This is a genomic window from Planomicrobium stackebrandtii (assembly GCF_030814955.1).
GTDB lineage: Bacteria > Bacillota > Bacilli > Bacillales_A > Planococcaceae > Planococcus > Planococcus stackebrandtii.
In genome coordinates, this window is sequence record NZ_JAUSWB010000001.1 from 215,779 (window position 1) to 240,089 (window position 24,311).

Consider the following 24,311-nt stretch of genomic DNA (forward strand, 5'->3'; position numbering starts at 1 on the left):
TTTTGGCAGCATGTAAATCGTTTTGTTTATTGATTATTTTTTATTCCGGTACAGATACATCGTAAGCGGTGCGAAGATGGCTGTCATGATGGCGGAAACCAGCAGGACGTTAACCACTTGCTGCCACGTTCCCATTCCATGCATAAATCCGCGGACTGCAGTGGCAAGTGTGGAAATCGGATTGATGTTGACAAAGCCCTGCAGCCAGGTTGGCAGCGTTGTTGGATCCACGAAGACATTACTGATGAACGTCAATGGCATCATCACCAGGAAACTCATCATCATCAATGATTTTTCAGAACGCACAATTAACCCGAGAGCCGTCCAAATCCATGACAAGCTGAACGAAAAAACCAATACTAAAGCGATAGCGAGAAAAATTCCTACTGCCCCGCCTTCCGGCCGAAAGCCAAGCATCAACCCAAGCGCAATCATCACGACAGAGGCCATCGTATAACGGACAACGTCCACCAGCAATGCGCCGATCAAAGCAGATGGCAGCCAGATCGGCAAGGTCCGGAAACGGTCAAAAATGCCTTTTCGTATATCATTGTTCAAATCGATTCCTGTATATACCGTAATTTGTGCAACGGTCATAACCAAGATGCCTGGCAGCAGAAATTGCAGGTAGTCACTGGTCGATCCTGCGATGGCTCCACCGAATAAATACGTGAACATCAACAGGAAAATGATTGGAAACAAAGTTACATCAAACATCTGTTCAGGAATGTGTTTGATCCGCAAAAGGGCCCGTGAAGCAAAAGCCATTGTCGATGACCAGCCACTTGCCGGATCCGGCCTTTTGCCTGAAGCGATGGCTTGCAGCAGGCGCTCATCTGTACTTCCTTCTATGCCGTTTGCTGCACTGGCCGTTTCTCTTGTTTGCTGTTGTACAGTCATAAGATCTCCTCCCCGGAATCTTGTTGTTCGGTCGAATGGCCAGTCAAAGTCAGGAACACCTCATCAAGGCTTGGACGGCCCAAGGAAAAATCGCTGACCTCAATGCGTCGGCGCGCAAATTCCCCTAAGGCTTCACCCACCCGTATCGAGTCGTCTGCCTGTGCCGTCAGCGATGTAGAATCAGTCCCGAGGTGAACTGCTGCGCCCAAATAGTCTTCAAGTATGTCAATAGCCAGTTGTCGGTCTTCGGCATGGACGAGCTGGACATTTAAGGTTCCGCGGCCGACCGATGCTTTCAATTCACTGCTTGTGCCTTCTGCGATAATTTTGCCGCGTTGGATGACCCCAATCCGATCTGCCAGCTGATCTGCTTCTTCCAGGTATTGAGTGGTCAGCATAACCGTCGTCCCAGTACGAACCAAAGCACGAATGATGTCCCAAACCTGGTTGCGGCTTCGTGGGTCGAGCCCGCTCGTTGGCTCATCCAAGAACAACAAATCCGGTGTCACCACAATGCTTGCCGCAATGTCAATCCTACGGCGCATACCCCCTGAATATTTTTTTACTTGGCGTTTTGCCGCATGGTCCAGTCCAAATGCTGTCAGCAATTCCATAGCTCTTGTTTTCGCCTGTCTGCGTGTATAGCCCATCAGACGGGCAATCAGCATCAGGTTCTCTATACCAGTCAAATCTTCATCAATCGAGGCATATTGTCCCGTCAGGCTGATTCGCTTTCTTATGGCAGCACCATCTGAAACAAGGTCATTGCCAAAAATGCGGGCACTGCCGGCATCAGCAGGAAGAAGTGTTGCCAGCATGCGGATTGTGGTGGTTTTCCCGGCTCCATTCGGACCTAAAAAACCGTAAACCGTGCCTTTTTGAATAGCCAAATCCACACCATCTACTGCGGCTTCTTTACCGTAAATCTTTACTAATCCATTGGCTTCGATTGCCCAGTCATTCTTCTGCAGGATCTTTTTGTCTTCCTTCAAAATCCTCACCCTTTTCTATAGGTTAGTGGATACTTTCAACGAATCAAAAACCAGGTTAACTACAGGAACAGCTGAATAAAGAACAACACCATCAATTTTTTGAACAAATCCACGGCGCAGCAATGAGGTGTCTTTATTCCCGAAAACCAATTCTTAAATACCTGTTTATGTCATCCATCTTTTCCAAAGCCGTATACCGTTTATATTTCTCATTATACCAAACGTTTGTTCCTATTAAAAGCGCGAATAATCAATTTATTCAAATTAAAACGGCAAAATTTCATCAAACTGAAGACTAAGACTAGAAAGCAAACAAGGCTGAATGCATATAGAGCGATGCATTCAGCCTTGTTTGATTTCACTTTGAAACAAGCTACTCGATTGTTATAAATTTGGATGCGGCAATGTAATAACAACACTTCCCCGTTTATGCCCATTTTCAACATATGAATGAGCTTCCGCAGTTTGTTCTAACGGATAGCTTCTATCTATTACTGATTTAATCTTTCCAGTCTCAATCAATTCCTTTAGGAAAAGCAAATCTTGTTTTCGCATCGGCGCTACCCCGCCTTTCAATTTCTTGCTGCCACTTACTGACGTGGCGATCATCCGGCCAAATTCCGGCAGTCCAGCTGCTGCTGCCAGGTAGATTCCATTTGCCTTAAGGGATTTTTTGCATTGAGTAAATAGTAATTTGCCTACCGTGTCAAAAATAATGTCGTATGTCTCCCCCGTTAAAGTGAAGTTTTTTATATTGTAATCGATCGTATGATCAGCTCCCAACGATTTCACCAGTTCTATATTTCTTGCGCTGCAGACCGCAGTTACTTCTGTTCCAAAATATTTGGCCAGTTGCACCGCATAAGTACCCAGAGCTCCGGATGCACCATAAATAAGCACTTTTTGGCCTTTGTGAATATGCCCTCTATCGCGAAGAAAATATAAGGATGTTGTAGCGCCGAAAGGCACAGACGCCGCTTCTTCAAATGTCATATTGACCGGCTTTATCGCGATTGCACCACTTTCTTTGAGACATGCAAATTCAGCATTTGCCCCCAGTTTGGCGCCAGTTCCGCAAAATACTAAATCTCCTTTTTTAAAAAGATTAGCGTCTTTTCCGGTCGCTTCGACTTCTCCAGCCAACTCAGAACCCAATATCCCAATTTTAGGCTTTTTCAGACCATAGAAAAGCCTGACTGCAAACGGATCCGCCCTTCGCACTTTGCAGTCTCCCGAGGTTGCGGTCGTGGCATATACTTTGATCAATACTTCATCATCTTTTGGAATGGGTTTTTTAACTTCTCCAAGCTTCAGTACTTCCGGTGGCCCATATCTGGTATGAACACTCGCTTTCATGAAAAAAATCTCCTTTCATTGTCAGCACCTCAAGATTTGATCTCAGGTATTTTCTTGCCTTTCACCAATAGCCAGATGGCTAATGCCAATTCCCCAATTGCCCCAGGAATGGCTACGATGAGTATGAACATGGTCTCGAAATCGGAGTAGTTTGACAGGATAATTTTAGCAAAGCTGTCGATCAGGTAACCCAAACCAGCCAGCATCACTAAAATTCCAAGAAGTTTTGGCATAAACCCGGATTTGAAGACCAAATAACCGATTAGGAGCAAATGAACACCGAAAAACACAAGTCCAATTAGCCATCCGTTTCTAAAAGCGTCAATCAGCAGCATTACTTGAGCCTGCAATTGATTTGTTTCCAGCAGCGCCGAGTAACTTTCTTCATTTAATAGCTCCAGAACACTCAAAAAATTAAAAATGGCAGCTGTAAAAATTGCGGTGTATGTCAACCTGAACAATGCCGCCAACAACGCAAAACTTTTATTTACCCGTTTCAGCAAAATGTAAAGTGCCCATGAAATGATTACATCTAAAACAAGGATAATGACAAAACTGGCGATTGCCAATCGGAATAGGAGTTCATTGTCAGTGAGATTAGTTACTGTCGCCGCTGCGTCACCTGGTATGATAAAGCTTTCAATCACAAAAAAATTCGCAAATATAGCCAACAAAGCCATAAGCAGCAATCCGAATCCTATAACTTTGGCATAAAATTGCGGGTGTTTTTCAGTACTGCCCGTATACATTTTAATCCCTCCAATTATCACTTTGAATTCAGAAAAGGAAAAGCAAATGACAAGCATCCATCAGGCTTCGGAATCTTTTTTAGAATTTCCGTTCTCCCTCCTTTATTGAAAATAAACTTGCAAACGCACACATTTTCCATAAGCAGCTGCAGGAGCTGACACGGGGTTTCTCGTAAGAGCGAAATGATTTGGGGAAACAAACAGGGAAAGTCGTAAAAGTATATGCAGGGCTCAAAATGATATTTAGTTATCAGAATAATCAGATATATTAAGGCGATCTTAAACCTAAACCCTTTTTTTATCAATTTTATTCAACTTTTTTCCTGTCATTTCTTTTACAACTTTGAATCCCTGCACTTCATGTCCAGCCAATGATTAACCTGAATATTTCACCCCCCATTCAACCTGACTGCAATAAAAAACGATCGCAAGGCTCATGAGCACCTTGCGATCGTTTTAGCTTTGTGTTTTATGATCCATAGAACCATAAAATTTAAATACATCAACTCGAAATCAAAGACCCTTCCTGCACCGGTGCATTTTTCAGTGAAATACCGACAAAATTGCCTGTCTGGAAACGCGAAGAAAATACTGATTCGTGGATGGTCCAGGTTTCTTCACCGACCTCCACCGTATAGTGGATTTCGTGGCCCTGGTACTGGACAAATGACACAACTCCTTGCAAACCGTCGCTTTCTGCCGGCATCAATTGGAACTGTTCAGGCCGCACGGGGTATATGCCGTTCTCTTTAAAGCTGTCTGCAACGCCGAGATCCGGCCAGACGTTCTTCGGATCTATGGCGGGGACGAATTGATCGTTGTGCCACTGACCCTTCACCAGGTTGCATTTGCCGACAAACGTCGCGACAAATGCTGTCTCCGGACGCGTATACAGGACTTCCGGGGGTGCGATCTGTTCAATGCGCCCCTGGTTCATGACGACAATCTTATCGGCGATTGCCAGTGCTTCTCCCTGGTCATGAGTGACAAAAACAATGGAGGCTTTGGTTTCCCGATGCAACTTTTGTATTTCTTTACGCATCTCCATCCGCAGCTCGACATCCAGTGCACTAAGCGGCTCGTCCATCAGCAGAAGATTCGGCAATGGCGCAATGGCCCGTGCCAACGCCACACGCTGTTTCTGGCCTCCTGACAGTTCTGAAGGATAGCGTTCGGCCAGCGCATTCAGTCCGACCAGCTTCAGCACTTCATCGATCCGTTCTTGAAGCTCTTTCTTGCCTTCTTTAATTTTATTTGGGTGGTAGCTAAGCGGAAACTTAACGTGTTCTGCGACCGTCATATGCGGCCATAGCGCAAACGACTGGAATACCATGCCGATGTTGCGTTTCTCAGGCGGGAGGACGCGCTTTGTTGATGCCAAAACCGTGTCGTCCATTGCAATCGTCCCTTCTGTAGGTCCCATAAATCCAGCCAGCAGCTTTAATAGGGTCGTTTTTCCGCAACCCGAAGGACCCAGCACGGCAATAAACTCCCCGTCGCCGATTTCCAAATCGATCGAATGGAGCGCAGTAAACGATCCGTAATTTTTTGATACATTATTCACTTTGATCATTTGTTTTTCAGCACCTTTCTGTCCCAAAGCTTGCCAAGCAGCATAAACAATCCCCCGCCGAGCAGGATGCCCAGTACGAGAACCGTGGAAAAAGCGGTAGAATATGTAGAATAACCTGCCTGTTCGTAGCCAAAAATGACAACGCCGACCGTCTCAGAGCCTGATGACCACAATAAACTGGATACTGTCAACTCCGTGAGTGCCATTAAGAACACTAACAACGCTCCGCTTAAAATGCCTGGAAACAGCAGTGGCAATAAAATCCGCCGCCATTTTGCCCAGCCGGCAGCGCCAGAAGTACGTGCTGCTTCTTCCATCGACGGATCGATCTGCAAAAATGCCGTGTAGCTTCCTCTGACCTGCAGCACCAAAAAGCGGGTGGCATAAGCGATAAAAAGGATCCACACTGTGCCGTATATCCCTGGATTCCATCCCGGTAAAGGCTCCAGCCACATGAAAATCATACACAGCGCAAATACTGTACCCGGCAGCGCAAATGGAATGGTTATGAACAGCTCAGCTGCCTTCGTACTCCAATCCGGATACTTAAAGCGCAAATACGCCATTGCAGTACCGAACACCAAACAGACCAGCATGGTGAAAAACGCCAGCTGCAAACTGTTCGTCAGCGCCGATAAAGGCTTGGAATCTGTCAGAAACACATACTCGTAGTTCCGCAGCGACAAGTTCTCCAAGTTGAATGGAACCCCATAAGCTGAGATGAGAGACAATGCGCCCATCGTAATCAGCGGCATCAGGCTCGTTACCAATAAGAAAATCCACAGCGACACTTCCAGCAACTTTTGCCTGCCGGCAGATAAATAGATGCGCGGCGTTAGATCGCTCCTGTTTGTTTCATTGACACGGCTGCGGCGCAGCAAGAACCATTGCAGAATTGTCCCGGCTAACGCAATAATGCCGAGTATAACGGATAACACAGCTGCACGCGAAAAAGCGGAAGGGCCAAATCCGACGACTTGCTCGTAGATGTAAGTACTCAACACCCGTATATTGGCCGGCGTTCCGAGAAATGCCGGAATTCCGAAATTATCGAGATTCGACAGGAACGCAATCAGTCCGCCGCTGGCAATGCCCGGCAGCGCCAGCGGCAGTACGACTTTTCGGAATGCACGCTTTTTAGACAGCCCGCTGGTCGCAGCTGCTTCTTCCAGTTCACGCGGAATTTTCCGAAATACATTAACCGTAAACAGGTACACGAGCGGATAATGCGAAATTCCGAGCAGCAGGATGATCCCGCCGATGCTGTATAAGTTTGGAGCTTCCAGACTTCCCGGTAACCAAGACAGCACCGCATTTACCGGACCCGAAGCACTGAAAAATTGCGTCCATGCCAACGTCGTAATATAGGAAGGAATGATGAACGGCAAAAAGATAAACAACTGCATCGCCCGTTTGCCGCTCAGCTGGACATAAGCGACAATCCAGGAAAACAGCACCCCAAGCACTAATGCAAGGATTGTAGAACCTGCTACAATGAGCAGTGTGTTTTGCACCGTCTTCCAGGTTGCCGGCTCTCTCAATACTTCTGTGTAATACTGGAAAGTCAGCGATCCGTCATCAACGAAGCTAAGCCAGATGAGCCGCATCACCGGCAATAAGAAAAAAACAAAAATGGCCAATAGGCCGATTACTTTATACAGATTTTTTTTTTGAAAAAAGAGAGAAAAAGAGGAATCCCTCTCTTTTCTCTCTTCAACCATTGGCTGTTTTGCTGTCATATTTGTAACTCCTCACGTCGAAATTCCGCTGCTGATTACTGACCGAAAATCTGTCCGAACTTCGCTTTGTCTTCGTCCCGCGTTTCCAATAGTTCCACCGCTTCTGCATCCAGGATGGTCATTTCATCCAGCGTTTTCAATCCTTCGGGTGCTTCCACGCCTTCACGGATTGGTGTATAGCCCTGCTCTGAAGCCAATTGTTGCCCCTCTTCTGACAAGATGAAATCGACAAATGCTTTCGATGCTTCTTCATTTTCTGTATTCGCCATGATGCCCACTGGCTCGGTGATGACAGGAACGCCCTCTTCCGGATAAACTAATTCTACCGGTGATCCCTCACTTTTCGCTCGTGCCGCCAAATAATCCACAATTACGCCGTAATTTTTATCACCGGTCGCGACGCTTTCCAATACTGCTCCATTGCCTTGAGTAATGGTAATGTCATTAGCACGGAGCGCTTCATAAAACTCCCAGCCCATGCCATCCTGTCGGGTCATGACACCCAGGTTATAGGCAGCTGCACCGGAATATAGCGGACTTGGCATGACGGCTTGACCGCTGGTCGTTTCATCAGTCAAAGCTTCCCAGCTGGTTGGAATTTCAGTAACTTCGTTAGTATTTATAATCAGGCCAGTCGCCATGATTTTAGTTCCTGCATAGGTACCGTCCGGATCGACAAATGCTTCATCGATAGATTCGGCTTCAGGCGATTCATAGGCCAAGAGGAGCTCCTCCGCCTTGAAATTCTCGAATGTTACAGAATCAGCAACCAGCAGGACATCTGCCTGGATATTGCCTCCCTGATTTTCCGCTTGAATTTTCGAAACGACTTCTTCGGTACCCGAGCGGAATATACTGATATCGACTTCCGGATTCTGTTCTTTAAAGGCGTCCACTAGCGCTTGTGCATCCGCATCTGGCTGGGATGTATAGAAATCCAGGGAACCGGAAACTCCAGCTCCACCTTCAGCTGATTCCGTACCTGCAGTGCTTTCCTCGCTGCCGCAAGCCGCTAAAAATGTTGCCAAGCACAATGATGCCGAACCAAAAAAGATTTTTTTCATCCTATTTCCCCCTTGAGTTTTATGTCGGCCTTTATTGCATTCATTATGTAAAGACTCTAGATAAGTATAGAGCTGATTTATGAAGCTGTTGTTAAGCTGGCATTAAGAAATATTATAACGTTTTAAAAGCGCTTACATAATCAGCTGCTGCTAGCAGCAGGAAAACTTAGGCTTGCTTTGAATCCACCCATTAGTACAGGAGCAATCACTTTCGTTGGGCCAAAACGGCCGAAGTAATAGGTAAATGTTGGTTTCTTTAGACCAATATAGAGTTGCTGCCTAATATAACAACTATAAATTGCCCCGATGTTCAGGTCAAATAAAAAGTGAAAATTCAGTCAATACCACTTGAAATATTTTAATAATCTTTAATGGCCGCTGGAACTTCATTAAATTGCCCTTAAGCTTTTAAAAATAAAAAAAGAGCACCCGCCCATGAATAGACGAATGCTCTTTAAAGGAATTTGTGATAAAACTACAGCTTAGTTGACGGCTTCTTTTTTAGCATTCAACTGTGCGGATAGTTCATGGAACCATTCTTTATCGTCTGTTGCAAGCGCCAGATCGATTAAGAAACTGAGTTGAGCCGCATCTTTTGTATCAGACTCCGGAATACTCTCTACTTGATGTACTGACATCGGAATGGTCATGCCGATCATTTCCTCGTTGTCGCTTTCCACTACTGTAACGTTTACAGCTTCTTTAAGGACATTCATGGAATCGATGAAACCGATGATCAGTTCGTCGTGGCGGGATTTGCCTTTCACCCAATCACTTGTTTTCAAAATCGTTTTATTCGTAACCATATCTATGCACCTTCTTTACATTATTTATCGTTCATTAATTCGAAATGAAATCATAATTTTGGCTTCTAATCACTATTTCCCTAATAAAGCATCAGCAAACGTCAACCGCAGAATTTCGTAGCTTTGCCCAGTGCAACAAGAGGTGAAGAACTTACTTTCAACTGGCGAGCAGAATAGCCATTGGAATAAAGTAACAGGAACTTGTTGCTAAGTCCAATTCTACGGCTCTCCAGCCGTTAACACAAACTATTTGCCTCAGTTTCGAGATAACTGAAAATCGGTTAAATTGAGGCAATAACTTTCTGCACTTGGCAGCCGTTTTGAGCTTAAAGCTGAAAAATAACTGCATTGAAAAAACACCACCATCTGAACCTGCATTACAGCCGGCGATGAAGGTGTTGTATTTTACTATTTTAGTTGATTGTGTTTTCGGCTATTGCTAAATCGACCAGTTGACGAGCATACCAGCATGCGTCAAGCCACCGCCAAAACCGTATAGGAGCAGTTTATCATCCGGTTTGATCTTGCCTTCCTGAACTCCTTTGTCCAGCGACAAAGGAATGGATGCGGCAGATGTGTTCCCATAATACTCCAGGCTGTAAATCGTCCGCTCAAGAGGCAGTCCGTTTCTGCTGCAGATCGACTCGATGATGCGAAGATTAGCGCTGTGTGGAACGAACCAATCCACTTGGTCTTTATCGAACCCGGCTTTTTCCATCAACGCCGTCATGCCTTTTGGAACGGTATTGACAGCCCACTTGTAAACTTCACGCCCATTCTGATTTACAAATCCATTGACAGCCAATTCGTTTCCGAACATTTGAGTCGAAAGATCTGTGCAGTACAGATTGTGCGCCAGCTCACCGTTGGTTCCCATGTGAGACTCGATAAAGCTCGGCTTTTCTTCATCGTATTCCACCATAACTGCTCCCCCGCCGTCTCCAAATAAGATACAAGTCGAACGGTCACTATAATCCAGGATTTTAGAAAAGGTTTCTGCACCGATCACCAAAATCTTTTTGTTCAATCCGGATGTAATCAGGCCGTTTGCCATATGGAGACCATACGCAAATCCGGAACAGGCGGCATTGAGGTCAATTGCACCTGTATTTTTTATGCCCAGCTTTGCTTGCACCAACGCAGAGACACTCGGCGTCTTAAAATCGGGTGTCATGGTACAGACGATGATCATATCGACGTCATCAAGTGATTTATTGTAGCGTTCCTTTAAGTTTTCAACCGCTTTAATGCTAATATCACTTGTAAATTCAGTGTCTGAAGCAATCCGACGTTCCTTTATTCCGGTCCGTTGGATAATCCATTCATCATTTGTATCGATTAATTTTTCCAAATGGCGATTTGTCAGCCTCTTTTCAGGAACATATGAACCGATAGCTGTAATTCTGGCTTTCGAAGTGTTTATTTTAATCGCCCCCTTATGGTGTCCTCGCCCTATTCTAACATCAACTATTAGTATTAGGTACTAATTTGTGAAGTTCGATTAGTTTTTTTGGTGTCCATCGGTAAGGGCTGATTGAAACATGTATTTCTTTCGACTATAAGGATATAATTGAGATTGCTCCAAATATTTTGCGAGGTGAGAAATGTGAGAAGTGGAAATCCGAGTTTAAAAACCGAAGCGTTCCAGAATTTTAAAGAATCCGAAACCGGAAGCAAGATGACCATTCAAGGAACAGTGAACAAAACCTTTATTTTACTGCTGCTCTTGTTGGTGACTTTTGTGTATTCCTGGAATCAGTTTGTCACGAGTCCGAACAGCGTATTGCCGCTCATTCTCGTGGGTGCTATCGGCGGACTGGTTGTAGGGCTTGTCACTGTTTTTGTACCGAAAGTGTCTCCCTATACCGCGCCTGTCTATGCGCTGCTGGAAGGATTGTTTCTCGGTGCTGTGTCAGCACAATACGAAGCTCAATACGGCGGCATCGTTTTTCAGGCAGTACTGATTACGATCGGCGTATTGCTGAGTTTACTGCTCGTTTATAAGTCTGGCCTGATTAAAGTCACCCAGAACTTCAGAATCGGTATTGCTGCTGCTACTGGTGCCATTTTTCTTGTCTACCTGATTTCTTTTGTCGGCGGATTTTTTGGCTTCAACATTCCGCATTTGCACGAATCGACGCCTCTTGGTATTGGCATCAGCGTAGTAATCGTAATTATCGCCGCGTTGAACTTGGTATTGGACTTTGACTTTATCGAGAATGCAGCTGCGAAACAAGTACCGAAATACTTTGAATGGTACGGTGCCTTTGGATTGCTTGTAACTTTGGTCTGGCTTTATCTTGAAATTCTTCGGCTGCTGTCCAAAATCCGCAGCAGGTAACAGTAAAACGTCCTTCGGGGCGTTTTTTATTGCATTAGAAAAAGCCGCATCCTGAAACCATATATGGTTTCAGGATGCGGCTTTATGCTAGTGGCAAAAAATATATAACCAATGTCCAAATTTATTATTCCGCAGTATTTTGAGTCTTTTCTACTTTAACAGCAGGAACTGCCTTCTGCATTTTGTATTGTTTATAGCCGCCGATAAATTCCTGGTACATTTCCAAATATGTTTTCACAGTAGCACCCATTGTTTTTTCTTCTTTTATCACTGCAGTCATCTAAATCATCCTCCTTGGTATAGTTCCTCATAAAAAGTAGTCCGTACATCGCGGTCAGAATTCTTTACTGCTTTACTGCATGAAATATATTTTAGATAATTGATACAAATTTTTAAGAGCCTCTTTCGGAATTACAAATCGCCGCGGTCACTCGCACAGTTTGGATCTTTTTTTACCTAAGCAGATGAAGTGCTTCAGAAAGTCGTTGAGCAAAATTTTCTGGTGGTTCCTGTGAAGCTAATCGAATGCAGTATACACCGCACTCCACAAACAAGTGCTGCGAATAACTGATAGGCAGCAAGAGCGGGTGCTGTATCAGCGCCTGTGTAAAGATCGGCAATTCCTCAGGCAAAAGAAAAACTTCAGCCTGATTAACTGTTTCATGTACATCACCGGCAAATCTAAATGAGACATTCAGATCCAGCGACAAGCCAACAAGAATATCAGGGCTCCTCTGCACTTCGGCCGTCCGCTTCTTTTTTAACCGCAAAACATTGGTGTGCAATTCCACTTCTGCATCCAAATATTTGCCTATTGCCTCAGCCGCTACTGCCTGTGGGTCTATTGCAATCACGCTAACCACTCCTTTAAGTTTCATAAATGGAATTCTGAATGAAAAACTAATTAATTAATGGAAGGTGCCTTCTACGGCCTTTTTTTAAAACTAAAATTTCAGTTAAAATAAATCCGGAAAGTTTGACTTAAAATGGTTCTATATAACTCAAACTAATTACCTTAATACCTAAATTTATGAATAATTATTTTTTTAATAATTTAAATAAACATTACAATCAGACTATAATATATCACAAAATATGTAAAGAGTTATAGAATATTCTTTTAATTCAGAAAACAATAAGTTTTTCTTATATACTTTAATACGATATCTGGTTAGATCAAAAAGAAATCATTTTTAACATGTCTAGAGTCTTTGGGCTTCAAAGAATGGTACATCCAATGAACAGGTCCTTCCTATGACTCTATAGAAAAGGAACTATCATCCCACTCGATGAACAAGTTATCTCTTCAACGATTAATGCACAATAAGAAATTGTTTGTTAAATGTTTTTCTAAAATAAGGAAAAAGAAAAACTTTTTTTCTACCCCTGTACCTCTTCCTACCACATTACTGAGTATTTCATATAAATACATGGTTTGCTGCTGGTTTAACCTTTCAGATCGAAGTTTAAAAAGTCAATCCAGTACCTTGCATTGAACAATACCTTATGCTATATTATTTATTAACTACTACTGTTTATAAGACAATAGCAAAGAAAGGAGTTGTTCTTTTTGAATATCCAATTTAAAAAAGGTGCACTGAATTTATGTGTACTCGTTCTTCTGGATAAACAGGACCGCTATGGGTATGAACTTGTACAAAAAATTTCAAGCCGCATTGCAATTTCAGAAGGTGCCGTCTACCCTCTCCTCCGCCGTTTGACAAAGGATGGTTATTTCACCACCTATTTACAGGAATCAAACGAAGGTCCGCCGCGGAAGTACTACTCGCTTACTGAGCTCGGCAGAACTTATCTGCAGGAACAACTTGAAGAATGGAAAAGTTTTACGGACGGGGTTAACCAACTAATTGAAGAGGGTGTGCAAAATGACTGAAAAACAATTTCTGCAAGAACTGGAATCCGCATTGACACAAATGCCGCAAGAAGAACGCATCGATATCCTGCAAGACATCCAGGAGTATTTTGCAAATGGCCAGGCAGATGGTAAAACCGATAGTGAAATCGCTGCAGAACTTGGGGCTCCAGAAGCAATTGCTAAAGAACTGATAGAGTCATTCGACGGTAACCAAGCAGATTTTGCATCAGCTCTAAACGATCTGGCCGAAGATAAGTTTGACAAGGTCGACATCCAAATTGAAAATGGCATCCTGTTCATCTCTCCGTCAAAAGATGGAAAAATGCATACTGATGCCATCAATAAAAGCTATCGCCAACAGCTGTCTGTCGATATTTTGAATCGAACACTGGTCATTTCACTGAGAGAAGAAAGAAAATGGGGCATCTTCAGCTTTGCCGGAAGCATGAAGTCACCAACACTCAATGTCCAGTTGCCGGCGAAAATCTATGAAAAAATTCAAATCGCATCGGATCATGGCAACGTCACTGGGGATGGCCTCCAGTGTACAGAGCTCCTTGTAGAAACAGATAACGGCCGTATCCATTTTTCGCAACTAACCGCGGATGAAGCGGAATTCCAATCTGGAAACGGAGAAATCGAGTTGAAATCCACCTTAGCGAAAGAATTGAGAGCGGAGACCGACAACGGCCAACTGAAATTCCAGGATGTCCAAGCCCGAAATTTGGATGCCAAATCCGATAACGGCGCCATCGTCATGAAACAAGTGGAAGGCAACATCCGTGCAAAAACCGATAACGGCCGCATCCACCTGTTGACTAACGATCTTGATCGGAACATCAAGCTGGAGACGGACAACGGTTCCATTATGCTCCAAACATGGACCCAACCGAAAAATACAACCATCCGCGCAGAAGTGGACTGGGGAACCGTTTCGGTATTCGGTTTAAAAAACAGACACAGTGTTTTTGGGAATGGCGACCATTCTGTGGATTTACAATCTGATTATGGAGAAATTACAGTTCAACTTGCCCAGTAAATTAAAGCGGTCCGAAAGCTATTCACAAAAGCTTTCGGACCGCTTTCTGCAATTTTTGAAGATGCCATAGTATATATAATTGCGGCTTATTTTTAGTGATCCTCTTCAAATTCACATTTATTACCTAACATCTTTAAAACAAGAACTTTTCTCCTTGAAACTTTGCAACGATATATACGTATAGAATACTATCTTGTGAAAATGGTGGTGTGATATAGATGAATGACTTTAATGCAGCTCCTCGGCACTCCCTCTCCCCCAATGCCATCAACTACTGGCGCAGAGAGGAACTTATTTCCAATTTGATTGCGTTCGTTGTCTTAGCCGTACTGTTTTACTTGGATTGGCGATTTGACTGGTACAACTGGATTGGTTGGATACTCATCGGCCTGGCGATTATTTTCTTGATTGGCCTTGTTTGGTCCGTGCTCAGCCCGCCACTTACTTTTAAAAGTTGGCGCTATGATTTAGACGAAGAGTTTTTGTATCTTCAATTTGGAATTTGGAACCGGACAGAGCAGTTGGTTCCGATGACAAAGATCCAGGCAGTTTCCTTAACACAAGGCCCGTTGATGCGCAAATACAAACTGGCTTCCCTGTCGGTGGAAACCATGGGTTCGAGCCATGCAATTCCGGCACTGCCAAAAGAAACAGCAGCCGAACTTCGGGAGCGCATTGCCCATTTCGCCAAGATCAAGGAAGTGGAGCAATGATTGCCGCCCAACGCCATCACCCAGTCCAAATCCTTTTTAAAATCGGCAGACTGATTCGGAATTCGGTTTTCATTTTTCTGGTTTTATTCGTTTTTCAAGGTGACAACAGTTCCCTATATGTTGTTTACGGCCGTTATGCATTTTCCCTGTTTTTTCTTTGGTTTCTTGTATCATCGGTTTTAACTTGGCTGACCACTACATACGCACTGGACGATCAGCGGTTTTATCTGCGGAGGGGAATATTCAGCAAAACCGACCAATCGATTCCATTTTCAAAAGTACAAAACATCAACCGGCACACATCATTTGTGCACCGTTTGCTCGGTTTAACATCCATTCGCTTTGAAACCGGAATTGCCGGTGAAGATGCTTCGGTAAAATTCGAAGTGGTGACCCAAAACGAAGCCGCTCGACTGGAAACGGCTGTGCAGGAGCAGAAAGAGTCTTTGGTTTCAGAAGTATGCACAAATATTGACAGAGCCGGTGCAGCACCCGAGACTGAAAGAGTCATACGTAAACCGCAAGAAGAGCGAGTTATCCATTTCCAACCAACACGACAGGATTTATTAAAGGCTTCCATGACATCGTTCAGCTTTTTGCTGCTAGTTCCACTGCTTGCTTCGCTTTATTATAATGTTTCCGAGTTTTTTGGACTTGAAGAACGGCTAGACGGAATCGGCTCAACTTTGGTAAGTTCGCCTTGGTTTATCGCCCTGGCAGTTGGGCTGATGATCCTTGCCTCTTTTGTTTTTGGCATTATCCATTCGTTTATCAAGTATGGGAAATACAAAATTTCTTCCGACACCCAGCGTGTCTATATCCAAAAAGGCGTGTTATCGGAAGCGGCTTTTTCAATTGCTAAAGAGCGGGTACAAGCCATTGAAATTACCCAAACTTTTACAAAGCGGATTCTCGGCCTCGCTGAAGTGAAACTGATCAGCGCCGGCAGCCTGTCGATGGGGCCGGAAGACATGAGCATCAGCTCGCTTTACCCTTTTTTGCCCAAGAAAAGAGCGTATGCACTCGTTACTGAATTGCTGCCAGGCTATCGCATCCAGGAAGACATGAACCGATTGCCGCGCCGTGCGCTTTGGATTCGCCTGCTCGTGCCGAGCTGGTTGTGGCTGATCGCTACGGCAGTGTTGATTTATTTCCGACCAGAATTTCTTGGATTTGAAAGCACGTGGTGGATCGCCTCCAGCCTTCTATTGGCTATCGTTTTCACATCTCGTGTATTGGATTTTCTGCACACACGCTATTGCTTGAATGATGAGTTGATTCAGCTGAAAAATGGCGGCTTTACCTCTACCTTATTTGTCACAAAACGCGAAAAAATTGTTGAAGTTGAAATCACGCAAAATCGGATTCAACGGAAGTTTGGCCTCTCTTCTCTTCAAACGGTTACGCGTGCTCGGCCTATTCATACTTCCTATCTGAAGGATGTGCCGGATACAATGGCCAGTACTTTTCGCCACTGGTATCGCGGCCGCATGAAAGAAGTTGAACTGGATAACGCCAATTAAAAAACTCTTTGCCTGTGTTTGGGCAAAGAGTTTTTTCACTTCCGATAGTTCATCTGCTTGGAAACGATGCGCATAAATTCATCAAACGAAGAAGAATAACGGTTCCAATGGTGGTACCATTTGCGGATCGTATCAAGCAGCCAAAACGGCACCGGTTTGCCATCTATAATTGGATAGTACTCCTCGTAAGCCTTTTTCAGGTGCTCCCAGCGGAAATCATTGCCGGGCTTGATGTATTCAGAGACATCGAGCAGTTTCGCACGGCCATTCTGCAAGATGATATTCTTTAAATGAATGTCCCGAGGATTCAAACCGATATGCCGAATATAGTCGCGTGCCTCTTCCACATCCTCTATTGCCTGTTCGGGTACATCAATTCCTTGCAGGAGGCAGTCAAACAAAGTCGGCCCTGCTTCGAATTTTAGAACTAGCATGCGGTCATCTTTACCGTAGCAGCTTGAAAAGTAATGCGACGATCCGATTTGTGCGTATACTTCCGCCTCAGCTTCCAGTTTGTCTTGCTTGCCTTCTGCATAGACTTTAAATGCATATTCCGGAGCCGAATCGGACTGGAATACAGCTGCATCTGTCCCGACTCCGATACAGCGAAATCCTTCCGCAATGCCCATTATTGCGACTGGTTCGTTGTTGGGACTCGCTGTCACCGTTATGCCCGCAAGAGACTGTGCTGCTGCTTGCCAGTTGTGTTGATTCATGCCAATCTCCCCTTCGAAGTTTCAACTACCTAAATTCTACGTATAGAAAAACCGCTCTTTTTCGAATCAGGGCGGTTCATTTTTGCATTATTGTTCGACTTCTATTTATTCTTTATGATAGCACAGATGGAGCCTATTCTAAATTTTGCGCTCCTGAGATTACTTTAAAGCCTAAAAGCTTTATAGCCACGCCTTCTTGCTTCTACGCGCCTGGCCGCAATTCCTGGCGATTCACCCACTCGCGTACCATCTCGAGATACGCTTCTGGTTCTTCAATCCCCGGCATGTGGGAACTATTTTCAAACACATGGAATTCTGCACCTGGAACCAACCCTGCATAATATTCTGTCGCTTCAGGAGTGGCTTCGTCAAAGCGGCCGCATGCAAACAGGGCCGGGATTTCAATCTCATGCAAGTATCCGGTCGCATCAAAATTCTTTAATGTACCGGTGACGGTAAATTCAGAAGCTCCCCACATAAAGTTATAAATTTGCTGGTTCATTTCATCCAAGTCCTCCTGCATCTCTTTTGGCCACGGATCGACCCGGCACATATGTTTTTTATAGAAGTCCATCATCGCTTGTTTATACTCAGCAGAGTCGGTCGTGCCTTCCCGTTCGCTCTGTTCAATCGTATCCTGTACCTCTTGCGGGAACTGCTTTAAATAATTCCGCTGGTCCCGCTCCCACCTTTGCGCATCTAACGCTGGTCCAGAGAAAATAATGCTGCAGACGCCTTTTGGCTTTTTAGACAGATAAGAAGCCGCCAGCATCGTCCCCCAGGAATGGCCGAGAATATGAACTTCCTCCAGTTTCAAAGCTGTTATGACTTGCTCCAACTCTTCTACATAGCGCTCCACTGTCCAGAGCTCCGTATCCGTTGGCCGATCTGATTTGCCGCATCCGAGCTGGTCATAGTGGATAATCGGACGTTCCGTTCCCAACTGCCGAAGTGGATCATTGTCGCTGCTTTTGGACCCAGGCCCTCCATGCAAAATCAGCAGTGGGATGCCGGGATCGTCACCGCTGATCCGGTACCATACCTTTCCTCCTGTTACAGTGATAAATCCTTCTGTGACATTCATCATCCATACTTACCTCCTCTTTTTGTTAGCTATTCTACTACTATTTCCCTTCCAGACGAATAAACTCCTTTATTACAAAGCAACATGAAGGCAGGTAAGTTTACATACAGCTCGAGTGCCGTGACTCCTCTATTCAACTGCCAATTGGAACTATTTCACTTTTAAAACGTACATACTGTTATTACATTATAGGAGGAATGATTGATGTCAAAATACTCCATCCACCAGTTTGTTCAACAAACTAAGCAAGATGAAAGCGCCCGTGAGTTTTTCGAGCTTGAGACAGACCGGCTATTGGAAGTGAACTTGAACGGGCTTGTCTGGGCAAAAGCAGGGTCAATGATTTCTTATGAAGGGAACATTAAGTTTGAACGTGAAGGCATGCTTGAGCACGGACTGGGAAAATTCGTCAAGAAGGCTTTTAGCGGCGAAGGCGCACAACTTATGAAAGCTAACGGCAACGGAAGGCTCTATATAGCCGATAGCGGCAAAAAGATCACCATACTGGATTTAGAAGGTGAAAGCATCTTCATTAACGGCAATGACTTGCTCGCTTTTCAGGATGGTCTCGATTGGGACATCAAACTCATGCGCCGTGTCGCCGGGATGATGGCAGGCGGACTTTTTAATGTTCGTTTGGAAGGAAAAGGACTTGTCGCTTTCACTTCACATTATGAGCCGCTTACCTTGCTCGTTACGCCTGACCGTCCCGTATTCACAGACCCGAATGCAACGGTTGCATGGTCCGGCAGCTTGGAGCCTGATTTTGTGACGGATATTCAGTTGAAAAGTTTGTTTGGCAGAGGCAGCGGAGAATCGGTGCAAATGAAGTTTACCGGAAATGGCTTTGTCGTCGTGCAGCCTTTTGAGGAAGTGTATCACGCGCAGCAGGGCTAATTTCAGTTTACACGAAGCGGAGTTGAGCTCAGAATGTCACTCCCGATGCTGTCCTATAACTGTTTCAAGTTCGGCTTTGCGTATAAATTGAGAATCCCCAGCACCCCTGTTTTTTGAGATGCGCTGGGGACATAATTAGGTTCGATCATATGCACTGAAACATCCTTTTAAAACATATATTGACATCTGTTACGAAGGAGAGTAGCTTGTTATTTGTCGAAAACAAATAACAAGCTACCTTTTATTCGCTGAATCTTTTGAGCGGGGAAACCATTTTCAGATAGTTACAAGCTATCTTGGGGTAAATCTTACAGATGTAAGAAGGGATACTCTCAATTCCTAATCCGACAGCTAACCTCGTAAGCGTTGTTGCACCATGCAGGGAGAAAGGTCCAAGGTTGCCCTTGAGACCATTCTATTTATGATGGTCTTTTTTTGTTGAGTAAAAATAGAATAGAGGTGTACAGATGGAAAAGCAATTTGTCATTATTGGGTTGGGCCGCTTTGGCAGCAGTGTGTGCCAGGAACTTCATGCCTTAGGACATGAAATACTGGCAATGGATCTGACAGAAGAACGTGTAGATGCGATGTCTGAATTTGCTACACACACAGTAAGAGCCAATGGGACCGACGAACGGGATTTAAAAGCGCTAGGTGTGCGAAATTTTGAGCATGCCATCGTTGCCTTTGGCGAAGACTTGCAAGCCAGTGTTTTGTGTACGCTTATGCTGAAAGAGATGGGTGTATCCAATGTTTGGGTCAAAGCAAGAGACAGACAGCACCAGCTCATTCTAGAAAAAGTTGGAGCTGACCGAGTTATTCAGCCCGAAAAAGAAATGGGTATTCGGGTAGCACACCTCCTGGACTCTGATAAAATCGTCGATTATATTGAGCTGTCAAAAGACTACAGCATCATTGAGTTGATCGCTTCTTCCCAAATGTCCGGAAAAACCCTCAAACAGCTGGACATTCGTGCAAAATACGGGTGCATCGTGCTGGCCATTAAACGATTTGAAGATGTTAATATTGCACCTTTGCCTGACGATGAAGTGGTAAAAGGCGACATTCTGATTACGATGGGACACAGGAAAGATTTAAGACGCTTCGAGGAAAAAGGGCTGTAGAATCGCTTTGTCTCAACCAATCCTCCTATCGTAGTCATTAAATGCACGGGTTTATCTTTTAAGTAGGAAGCTTACAAAAATGCTATTGAAGAAAAAGAAAAAACATCTTTCCTCCCATCGTCATTTCAGGGAGCTTTATTGCACGTTTCAGGTTTATGTTGCCTTACCATCTTTTCACCATTATAAATACCAATTAAGCCTTTGGTGTTTGGTACTGGTTATCAATAAACTCTTTAACCTTTTCCTAGAGTCCCATTATTCACCAACTTTATTTCATTTTCTGAATTCAATACTTAATCTTAATTCTCTTAGCGTACTATGTTTTCCTGTTTCCGCCACCTGCTTCAAAGTTTAGCTATCATCTTTCATAAATTTTTAAAAAATTACTCAAAAAAATCGACATTTTTTTATCGATTCAAAAACGATAAGTGATTCAAAAAGTAGATTAGCCAATAGTTGGCTGCCGAATCCTAAAAGCAGAAAAAAACACAGACCATGCGTGTTCATAAAGATGTTTATGAATCCACAGGGTCTTTTTATATCAACATGATTTAAGTAATTAAAAATCAGAGATTCTGTATACTTCATCAAAAGAGAGAGCAATCGTTCTATTCCTGATTAACCTCGATTTTCTTCAATACTTTCGCAGGAACCCCTCCTGCAATTACGTTCGGAGGTACATTCTGAGTCACAACTGCACCTGCGGCAATAATAGCTCCATCTCCAATTTCCACACCGGGAACTACTGTGGCGTTTGCTCCTATCCAAACATCTTTACCAATCGTAATGGGTCCGGGGTGCATAGTGCTGCGCTTTTTAGGGTTGATGTCGTGATTAAGAGTAGCCAAAACAGCATTGTGTCCAATAAGCGCGCCATCGCCAATTGTAATGCCTCCTTGATCTTGAAAACGGCAGCCCGAATTGATGAAAACATTCTTGCCCACATTGATATTTTTCCCGCAATCCGTATAAAAAGGCGGGAATAAGGCAAATGTACGATCTACCGGTTTACCAATTAATCGGGAAAACAGTTCCTGAACTTCTTCGGGAGTATGATAATGGCCGTTCAGTTCAACGGTTATTTTTAATGCTTCCTGTGAGAGTTCATGCATTTTTTGGTGCATCTCCGAACCACCCTCAACAGCTTCTCCACGGTTCAAATGTGCTAAAAAACTAGTAATATCCATGAGAATCCTCCTTTATAATATAAAGATACGCAACTAAAAAGCATGCCATTAGAAGAACAGATAGAAACGAAGTCACTTCATACAGAAACACCGTTTTAAAAACTTTCAAGAACAATAAAGAAGTGAAGAAATTCAACATTAAGATATCTATCTTCCGATAAATGCTGAGAAGTAAATTCTAATGCTTCTTTTATTTTACTATCTTCTTTAGGTTAAAAGCTCGATCTGCAACATACTGCTTCATCTACTTTTTTGGAAATAACTTATTCACTATTTTTTCGAGATGACCTCAAAGATAGTATTTCCATCAAATTGACTGACTCGCAGAGGGCAACAATTCTTTATCAAACTGATTAAGGCAGCTGCACGAAGTTGCGGCAGCAACCCAGCCATCAGTCTACATCCATATTTTACAACAGCCACTATATACAAGTAATTGAATCCTCTGTAAAATAAGGTAAATGAATAAATGAAAAGGAGAATGTCCGATGCCTAAGACTGCTTTATTAATCATTGATGCCCAAAACGAAATGTTCGACCAATCCAACCCTGTCCATCAAAGTGAACAATTGCTCGAGAATCTGCGGTCATTGATCAAAAAAGCACGTTCATCTCACGTTCCCGTCGTTTATGTGCAGCATAACGATCCTGGCCTTGTAAAAGGCACCGACTTCTGGCAAATCCATCAGTCCATCACTCCCGAAGAAAGAGATGACGTTGTCCAGAAATGGACGCCGGATTCCTTTCACGAAACAACGCTTCTGGAGGTATTGAAAAATAAAGGCATCCAGAACCTCGTTATTGCAGGCAACCAAACTGAGCACTGCATAGATGCGACGACACGCAGCGCCAGCAACCTCGGATTTGACGTGACGCTTGCCAAAGATGCGCACGGTACCTGGGATTCCGAAGCGATGAGCGCTGAGCAAATCATCAACCATCATAATGGCCTACTGAGCAATTTTGCCACACTGCAGGAGACAAACGACATCGAGTTTGTGGATTAATTCCAAATTAATAGGAAAACGCTCATTTTTATCTAAACCGTTTAGTTTTTAAATTTAAAAAGTAATTTAGAAGTAACTTCAAATAACCATCGCATTCACATAGAATTTTTTTGAGATCCTCTTTCCAGAATTGAACTTTTGGGAAGAGTTTTTCTTTGAAGAGAGAAAGAACAGTATTGGACAGGACAAATCAGCGATTACAGTTAGAGCAGAGAATCTCTCCAGCTCTTTACTCCCCTATTTCAATAATATCGCCACCCAACTGATAGTTAAAAGAATGCAGTGCACGAATGGCACTTGTTGCATGCTCGCCCCAATGCACTTCAAAACCGAATTTCCATTCCCATATCGCTTCCATGCTATGACCCTGCTCGTATAAAATGAGCCCTTTCTTAATGTCTCTGTAAATGCCCATGATATCGTCGCCTAGACAACCGTTCACTGGAGTTTCAACGTATTAAGGAACAAACCATCACTTTGTAAATATTGCGATCCTTGAAGTCGACTTCCAGCAAGGTATAATTTACATCAATCAAGTGTAAACTAATTAACCTCAAAGTTCGCTTGAAAATCCTTCAGGAACAGTAATTTGAATGTAAGTTATTTCCTTAGGAAAAATAGCGAATCTCTTTTTTCTAGTGACTCAATGATATCAGAGTTTTGAATGTATCTTACTTACACATAAGTTACATTCGTTTAGCTTATCAAATACCAGCGGTTCTCTATTGTTTTAGGGCTAATAACTGCTTAATCTTTTCTTCGATGCTGTTAAAGGTTTGTATATAACCGATAATCAAAAGAATGAATATCAGAACAAAAATCAGTAAGAAAACGAAGTTTTTTAATCTCTTATCGAAATTTATAAACTCAAAAGTATCTCGTTCTATGAAAAATAATAGACTAAAATGAATAGTTATAACGAAAGCTATTAAGAAGTTTTGGAGAGTATTAATATCCATTTTTAGGAGGCTTAGTCTTAGTAGTTCACTTGTATCTAGCTCAGATTTGTTAAAATTGTATATTTCGCTCTCAATACCACGTTCTAATGTAATAGTGTCTTCAGTTTCCTGATAATCTATCGCACCAGGGAAAAAGTTTAAGTAAGAGATGAAGTAAAATAAAGTGAGCAGTAGCCCCATGTAAATTAGAAATTTGAGTAGATTATTTTTCCCTGTCTTTTCAACACTAGCCATATACTCCCTCCTTTTAATGATTATAAAAACTAGTAATTTTTTTCTCTATCTGATTCCTTCTTTAATGCTAAAGGATATCAATGATTTGAATGTAACTTAATTTGTATTAAGTTACATTCAGAATTCTTATAAAAATTTCTTTATTTCAGTTATACTAAAGACAATTATTGTCTTTTTAAAAAAGATAATTGTCCTAAGCTAGTCCAATTTAAGGATTCAGAACTAGTAATTTTTGAGATAACTATTCTTTGTATGAGAAAGGGGAACGTTGGTATGTCGAGACTAGATAATTCCCGATGGAAAATGAGTATGGCTGGCTTTACTGCGTTTGTTTTAGCAACTATTTTCTTTTTAATAACGGGGCCTAATATACCTGGAATACTTGGCTTTTTAATATCCGCAATAGTATTGTTCATTCTAAATGCTATTTAT

At 43.2% G+C, this 24,311-nt stretch carries 24 protein-coding genes and 1 riboswitch; of the genes, 8 read left to right on the forward strand and 16 right to left on the reverse strand.

The genetic code is table 11. From position 1 onward, the window contains the following. Positions 1 to 33: 33 nt before the first annotated feature. The 9 genes from QOZ98_RS01130 to QOZ98_RS01170 all read right to left on the reverse strand — a co-directional run bounded on the left by QOZ98_RS01130 (position 34) and on the right by QOZ98_RS01170 (position 10,602). A complete protein-coding gene (locus QOZ98_RS01130; RefSeq protein ID WP_308785720.1) occupies positions 34 to 900 on the reverse strand; it encodes an ABC transporter permease in 867 nt (288 codons plus the stop codon). Continuing rightward, positions 897 to 1,892, reverse strand: a complete 996-nt coding sequence (locus tag QOZ98_RS01135; protein ID WP_407676689.1) for an ATP-binding cassette domain-containing protein — start codon at positions 1,890 to 1,892, stop codon at positions 897 to 899. Before QOZ98_RS01135 ends, QOZ98_RS01130 begins: the two co-directional genes overlap by 4 nt. A gap of 384 nt (positions 1,893 to 2,276) precedes the next feature. Continuing rightward, entirely contained in the window at positions 2,277 to 3,248 is a 972-nt protein-coding gene (locus QOZ98_RS01140) for an NAD(P)-dependent alcohol dehydrogenase (RefSeq protein ID WP_308785722.1), read from the reverse strand. A gap of 29 nt (positions 3,249 to 3,277) precedes the next feature. Continuing rightward, positions 3,278 to 3,997, reverse strand: coding sequence for a DUF4386 domain-containing protein (locus QOZ98_RS01145; protein WP_308785723.1), 720 nt, complete (start codon positions 3,995 to 3,997; stop codon positions 3,278 to 3,280). Positions 3,998 to 4,499: 502 nt separating this feature from the next. Beyond that, a complete protein-coding gene (locus tag QOZ98_RS01150) occupies positions 4,500 to 5,570 on the reverse strand; it encodes an ABC transporter ATP-binding protein (RefSeq protein ID WP_308785724.1) in 1,071 nt (356 codons plus the stop codon). Beyond that, positions 5,567 to 7,309: an ABC transporter permease gene (locus QOZ98_RS01155; protein WP_308785725.1), complete on the reverse strand. Its 1,743-nt coding sequence runs from the start codon at positions 7,307 to 7,309 to the stop codon at positions 5,567 to 5,569. Before QOZ98_RS01155 ends, QOZ98_RS01150 begins: the two co-directional genes overlap by 4 nt. Before the next feature lie 35 nt (positions 7,310 to 7,344). Continuing rightward, positions 7,345 to 8,373 (reverse strand): ABC transporter substrate-binding protein, encoded by a 1,029-nt coding sequence (locus QOZ98_RS01160; protein WP_308785726.1) that lies wholly within the window; start codon positions 8,371 to 8,373, stop codon positions 7,345 to 7,347. Positions 8,374 to 8,855: 482 nt separating this feature from the next. Beyond that, positions 8,856 to 9,179, reverse strand: coding sequence for an IDEAL domain-containing protein (locus QOZ98_RS01165; RefSeq protein ID WP_308785727.1), 324 nt, complete (start codon positions 9,177 to 9,179; stop codon positions 8,856 to 8,858). A gap of 439 nt (positions 9,180 to 9,618) precedes the next feature. Then, positions 9,619 to 10,602, reverse strand: a complete 984-nt coding sequence (locus QOZ98_RS01170; RefSeq protein ID WP_308786129.1) for a ketoacyl-ACP synthase III — start codon at positions 10,600 to 10,602, stop codon at positions 9,619 to 9,621. Positions 10,603 to 10,785: 183 nt separating this feature from the next. Between QOZ98_RS01170 and QOZ98_RS01175 the strand changes: the two genes are divergently transcribed. Further along, positions 10,786 to 11,520, forward strand: a complete 735-nt coding sequence (locus QOZ98_RS01175; RefSeq protein WP_308785728.1) for a Bax inhibitor-1/YccA family protein — start codon at positions 10,786 to 10,788, stop codon at positions 11,518 to 11,520. Positions 11,521 to 11,644: 124 nt separating this feature from the next. Here the strand turns inward: QOZ98_RS01175 and QOZ98_RS01180 are convergent, their stop codons facing one another. Together QOZ98_RS01180 and QOZ98_RS01185 are read right to left on the reverse strand one after the other, a co-directional pair. Beyond that, a complete protein-coding gene (locus QOZ98_RS01180) occupies positions 11,645 to 11,800 on the reverse strand; it encodes a hypothetical protein (protein ID WP_308785729.1) in 156 nt (51 codons plus the stop codon). A 172-nt stretch (positions 11,801 to 11,972) separates the two neighbouring features. Continuing rightward, positions 11,973 to 12,374: a hypothetical protein gene (locus QOZ98_RS01185; protein WP_308785730.1), complete on the reverse strand. Its 402-nt coding sequence runs from the start codon at positions 12,372 to 12,374 to the stop codon at positions 11,973 to 11,975. Positions 12,375 to 13,090: 716 nt separating this feature from the next. Here QOZ98_RS01185 and QOZ98_RS01190 point away from each other — a divergent pair. From QOZ98_RS01190 to QOZ98_RS01205, 4 genes are all read left to right on the forward strand, one after another. Then, positions 13,091 to 13,414, forward strand: a complete 324-nt coding sequence (locus tag QOZ98_RS01190) for a PadR family transcriptional regulator (protein ID WP_308785731.1) — start codon at positions 13,091 to 13,093, stop codon at positions 13,412 to 13,414. Next, complete coding sequence (locus tag QOZ98_RS01195; RefSeq protein WP_308785732.1) at positions 13,407 to 14,435, forward strand: DUF4097 family beta strand repeat-containing protein; 1,029 nt, start codon at positions 13,407 to 13,409, stop codon at positions 14,433 to 14,435. Before QOZ98_RS01190 ends, QOZ98_RS01195 begins: the two co-directional genes overlap by 8 nt. Before the next feature lie 218 nt (positions 14,436 to 14,653). Next, entirely contained in the window at positions 14,654 to 15,148 is a 495-nt protein-coding gene (locus QOZ98_RS01200; protein ID WP_308785733.1) for a PH domain-containing protein, read from the forward strand. Then, positions 15,145 to 16,671: a PH domain-containing protein gene (locus tag QOZ98_RS01205; protein WP_308785734.1), complete on the forward strand. Its 1,527-nt coding sequence runs from the start codon at positions 15,145 to 15,147 to the stop codon at positions 16,669 to 16,671. Before QOZ98_RS01200 ends, QOZ98_RS01205 begins: the two co-directional genes overlap by 4 nt. A gap of 35 nt (positions 16,672 to 16,706) precedes the next feature. Here QOZ98_RS01205 and QOZ98_RS01210 read toward each other — a convergent pair whose 3' ends face one another. Then, positions 16,707 to 17,387, reverse strand: a complete 681-nt coding sequence (locus tag QOZ98_RS01210) for a protein kinase family protein (RefSeq protein ID WP_308785735.1) — start codon at positions 17,385 to 17,387, stop codon at positions 16,707 to 16,709. Positions 17,388 to 17,589: 202 nt separating this feature from the next. After that, the gene (locus QOZ98_RS01215; protein ID WP_407676695.1) at positions 17,590 to 18,471 is read right to left on the reverse strand and encodes a proline iminopeptidase-family hydrolase; all 882 of its coding nucleotides are present in this window, start codon (positions 18,469 to 18,471) and stop codon (positions 17,590 to 17,592) included. 204 nt (positions 18,472 to 18,675) lie between these two features. On the opposite strand from QOZ98_RS01215, the gene QOZ98_RS01220 reads away from it, so the two are divergent. Both QOZ98_RS01220 and QOZ98_RS01225 read left to right on the forward strand, forming a co-directional pair. Continuing rightward, the gene (locus QOZ98_RS01220; protein WP_142826272.1) at positions 18,676 to 19,368 is read left to right on the forward strand and encodes an AIM24 family protein; all 693 of its coding nucleotides are present in this window, start codon (positions 18,676 to 18,678) and stop codon (positions 19,366 to 19,368) included. 236 nt (positions 19,369 to 19,604) lie between these two features. Next, a riboswitch (cyclic di-AMP (ydaO/yuaA leader) is annotated at positions 19,605 to 19,749 on the forward strand. A gap of 86 nt (positions 19,750 to 19,835) precedes the next feature. Beyond that, the gene (locus tag QOZ98_RS01225; protein WP_308785737.1) at positions 19,836 to 20,492 is read left to right on the forward strand and encodes a potassium channel family protein; all 657 of its coding nucleotides are present in this window, start codon (positions 19,836 to 19,838) and stop codon (positions 20,490 to 20,492) included. A gap of 608 nt (positions 20,493 to 21,100) precedes the next feature. On the opposite strand, the gene QOZ98_RS01230 is transcribed toward QOZ98_RS01225, so the two are convergent. Beyond that, positions 21,101 to 21,679, reverse strand: a complete 579-nt coding sequence (locus QOZ98_RS01230) for a DapH/DapD/GlmU-related protein (RefSeq protein WP_308785738.1) — start codon at positions 21,677 to 21,679, stop codon at positions 21,101 to 21,103. A gap of 488 nt (positions 21,680 to 22,167) precedes the next feature. Here QOZ98_RS01230 and QOZ98_RS01235 point away from each other — a divergent pair, with 488 nt between their 5' ends. Next, positions 22,168 to 22,686 (forward strand): cysteine hydrolase family protein, encoded by a 519-nt coding sequence (locus QOZ98_RS01235; protein ID WP_308785739.1) that lies wholly within the window; start codon positions 22,168 to 22,170, stop codon positions 22,684 to 22,686. Positions 22,687 to 22,915: 229 nt separating this feature from the next. Here the strand turns inward: QOZ98_RS01235 and QOZ98_RS01240 are convergent, their stop codons facing one another. Both QOZ98_RS01240 and QOZ98_RS01245 read right to left on the reverse strand, forming a co-directional pair. Continuing rightward, positions 22,916 to 23,128 (reverse strand): DUF5063 domain-containing protein, encoded by a 213-nt coding sequence (locus QOZ98_RS01240; RefSeq protein WP_308785740.1) that lies wholly within the window; start codon positions 23,126 to 23,128, stop codon positions 22,916 to 22,918. A gap of 280 nt (positions 23,129 to 23,408) precedes the next feature. After that, positions 23,409 to 23,879: a hypothetical protein gene (locus tag QOZ98_RS01245; protein WP_308785741.1), complete on the reverse strand. Its 471-nt coding sequence runs from the start codon at positions 23,877 to 23,879 to the stop codon at positions 23,409 to 23,411. Positions 23,880 to 24,311 lie beyond the last annotated feature (432 nt).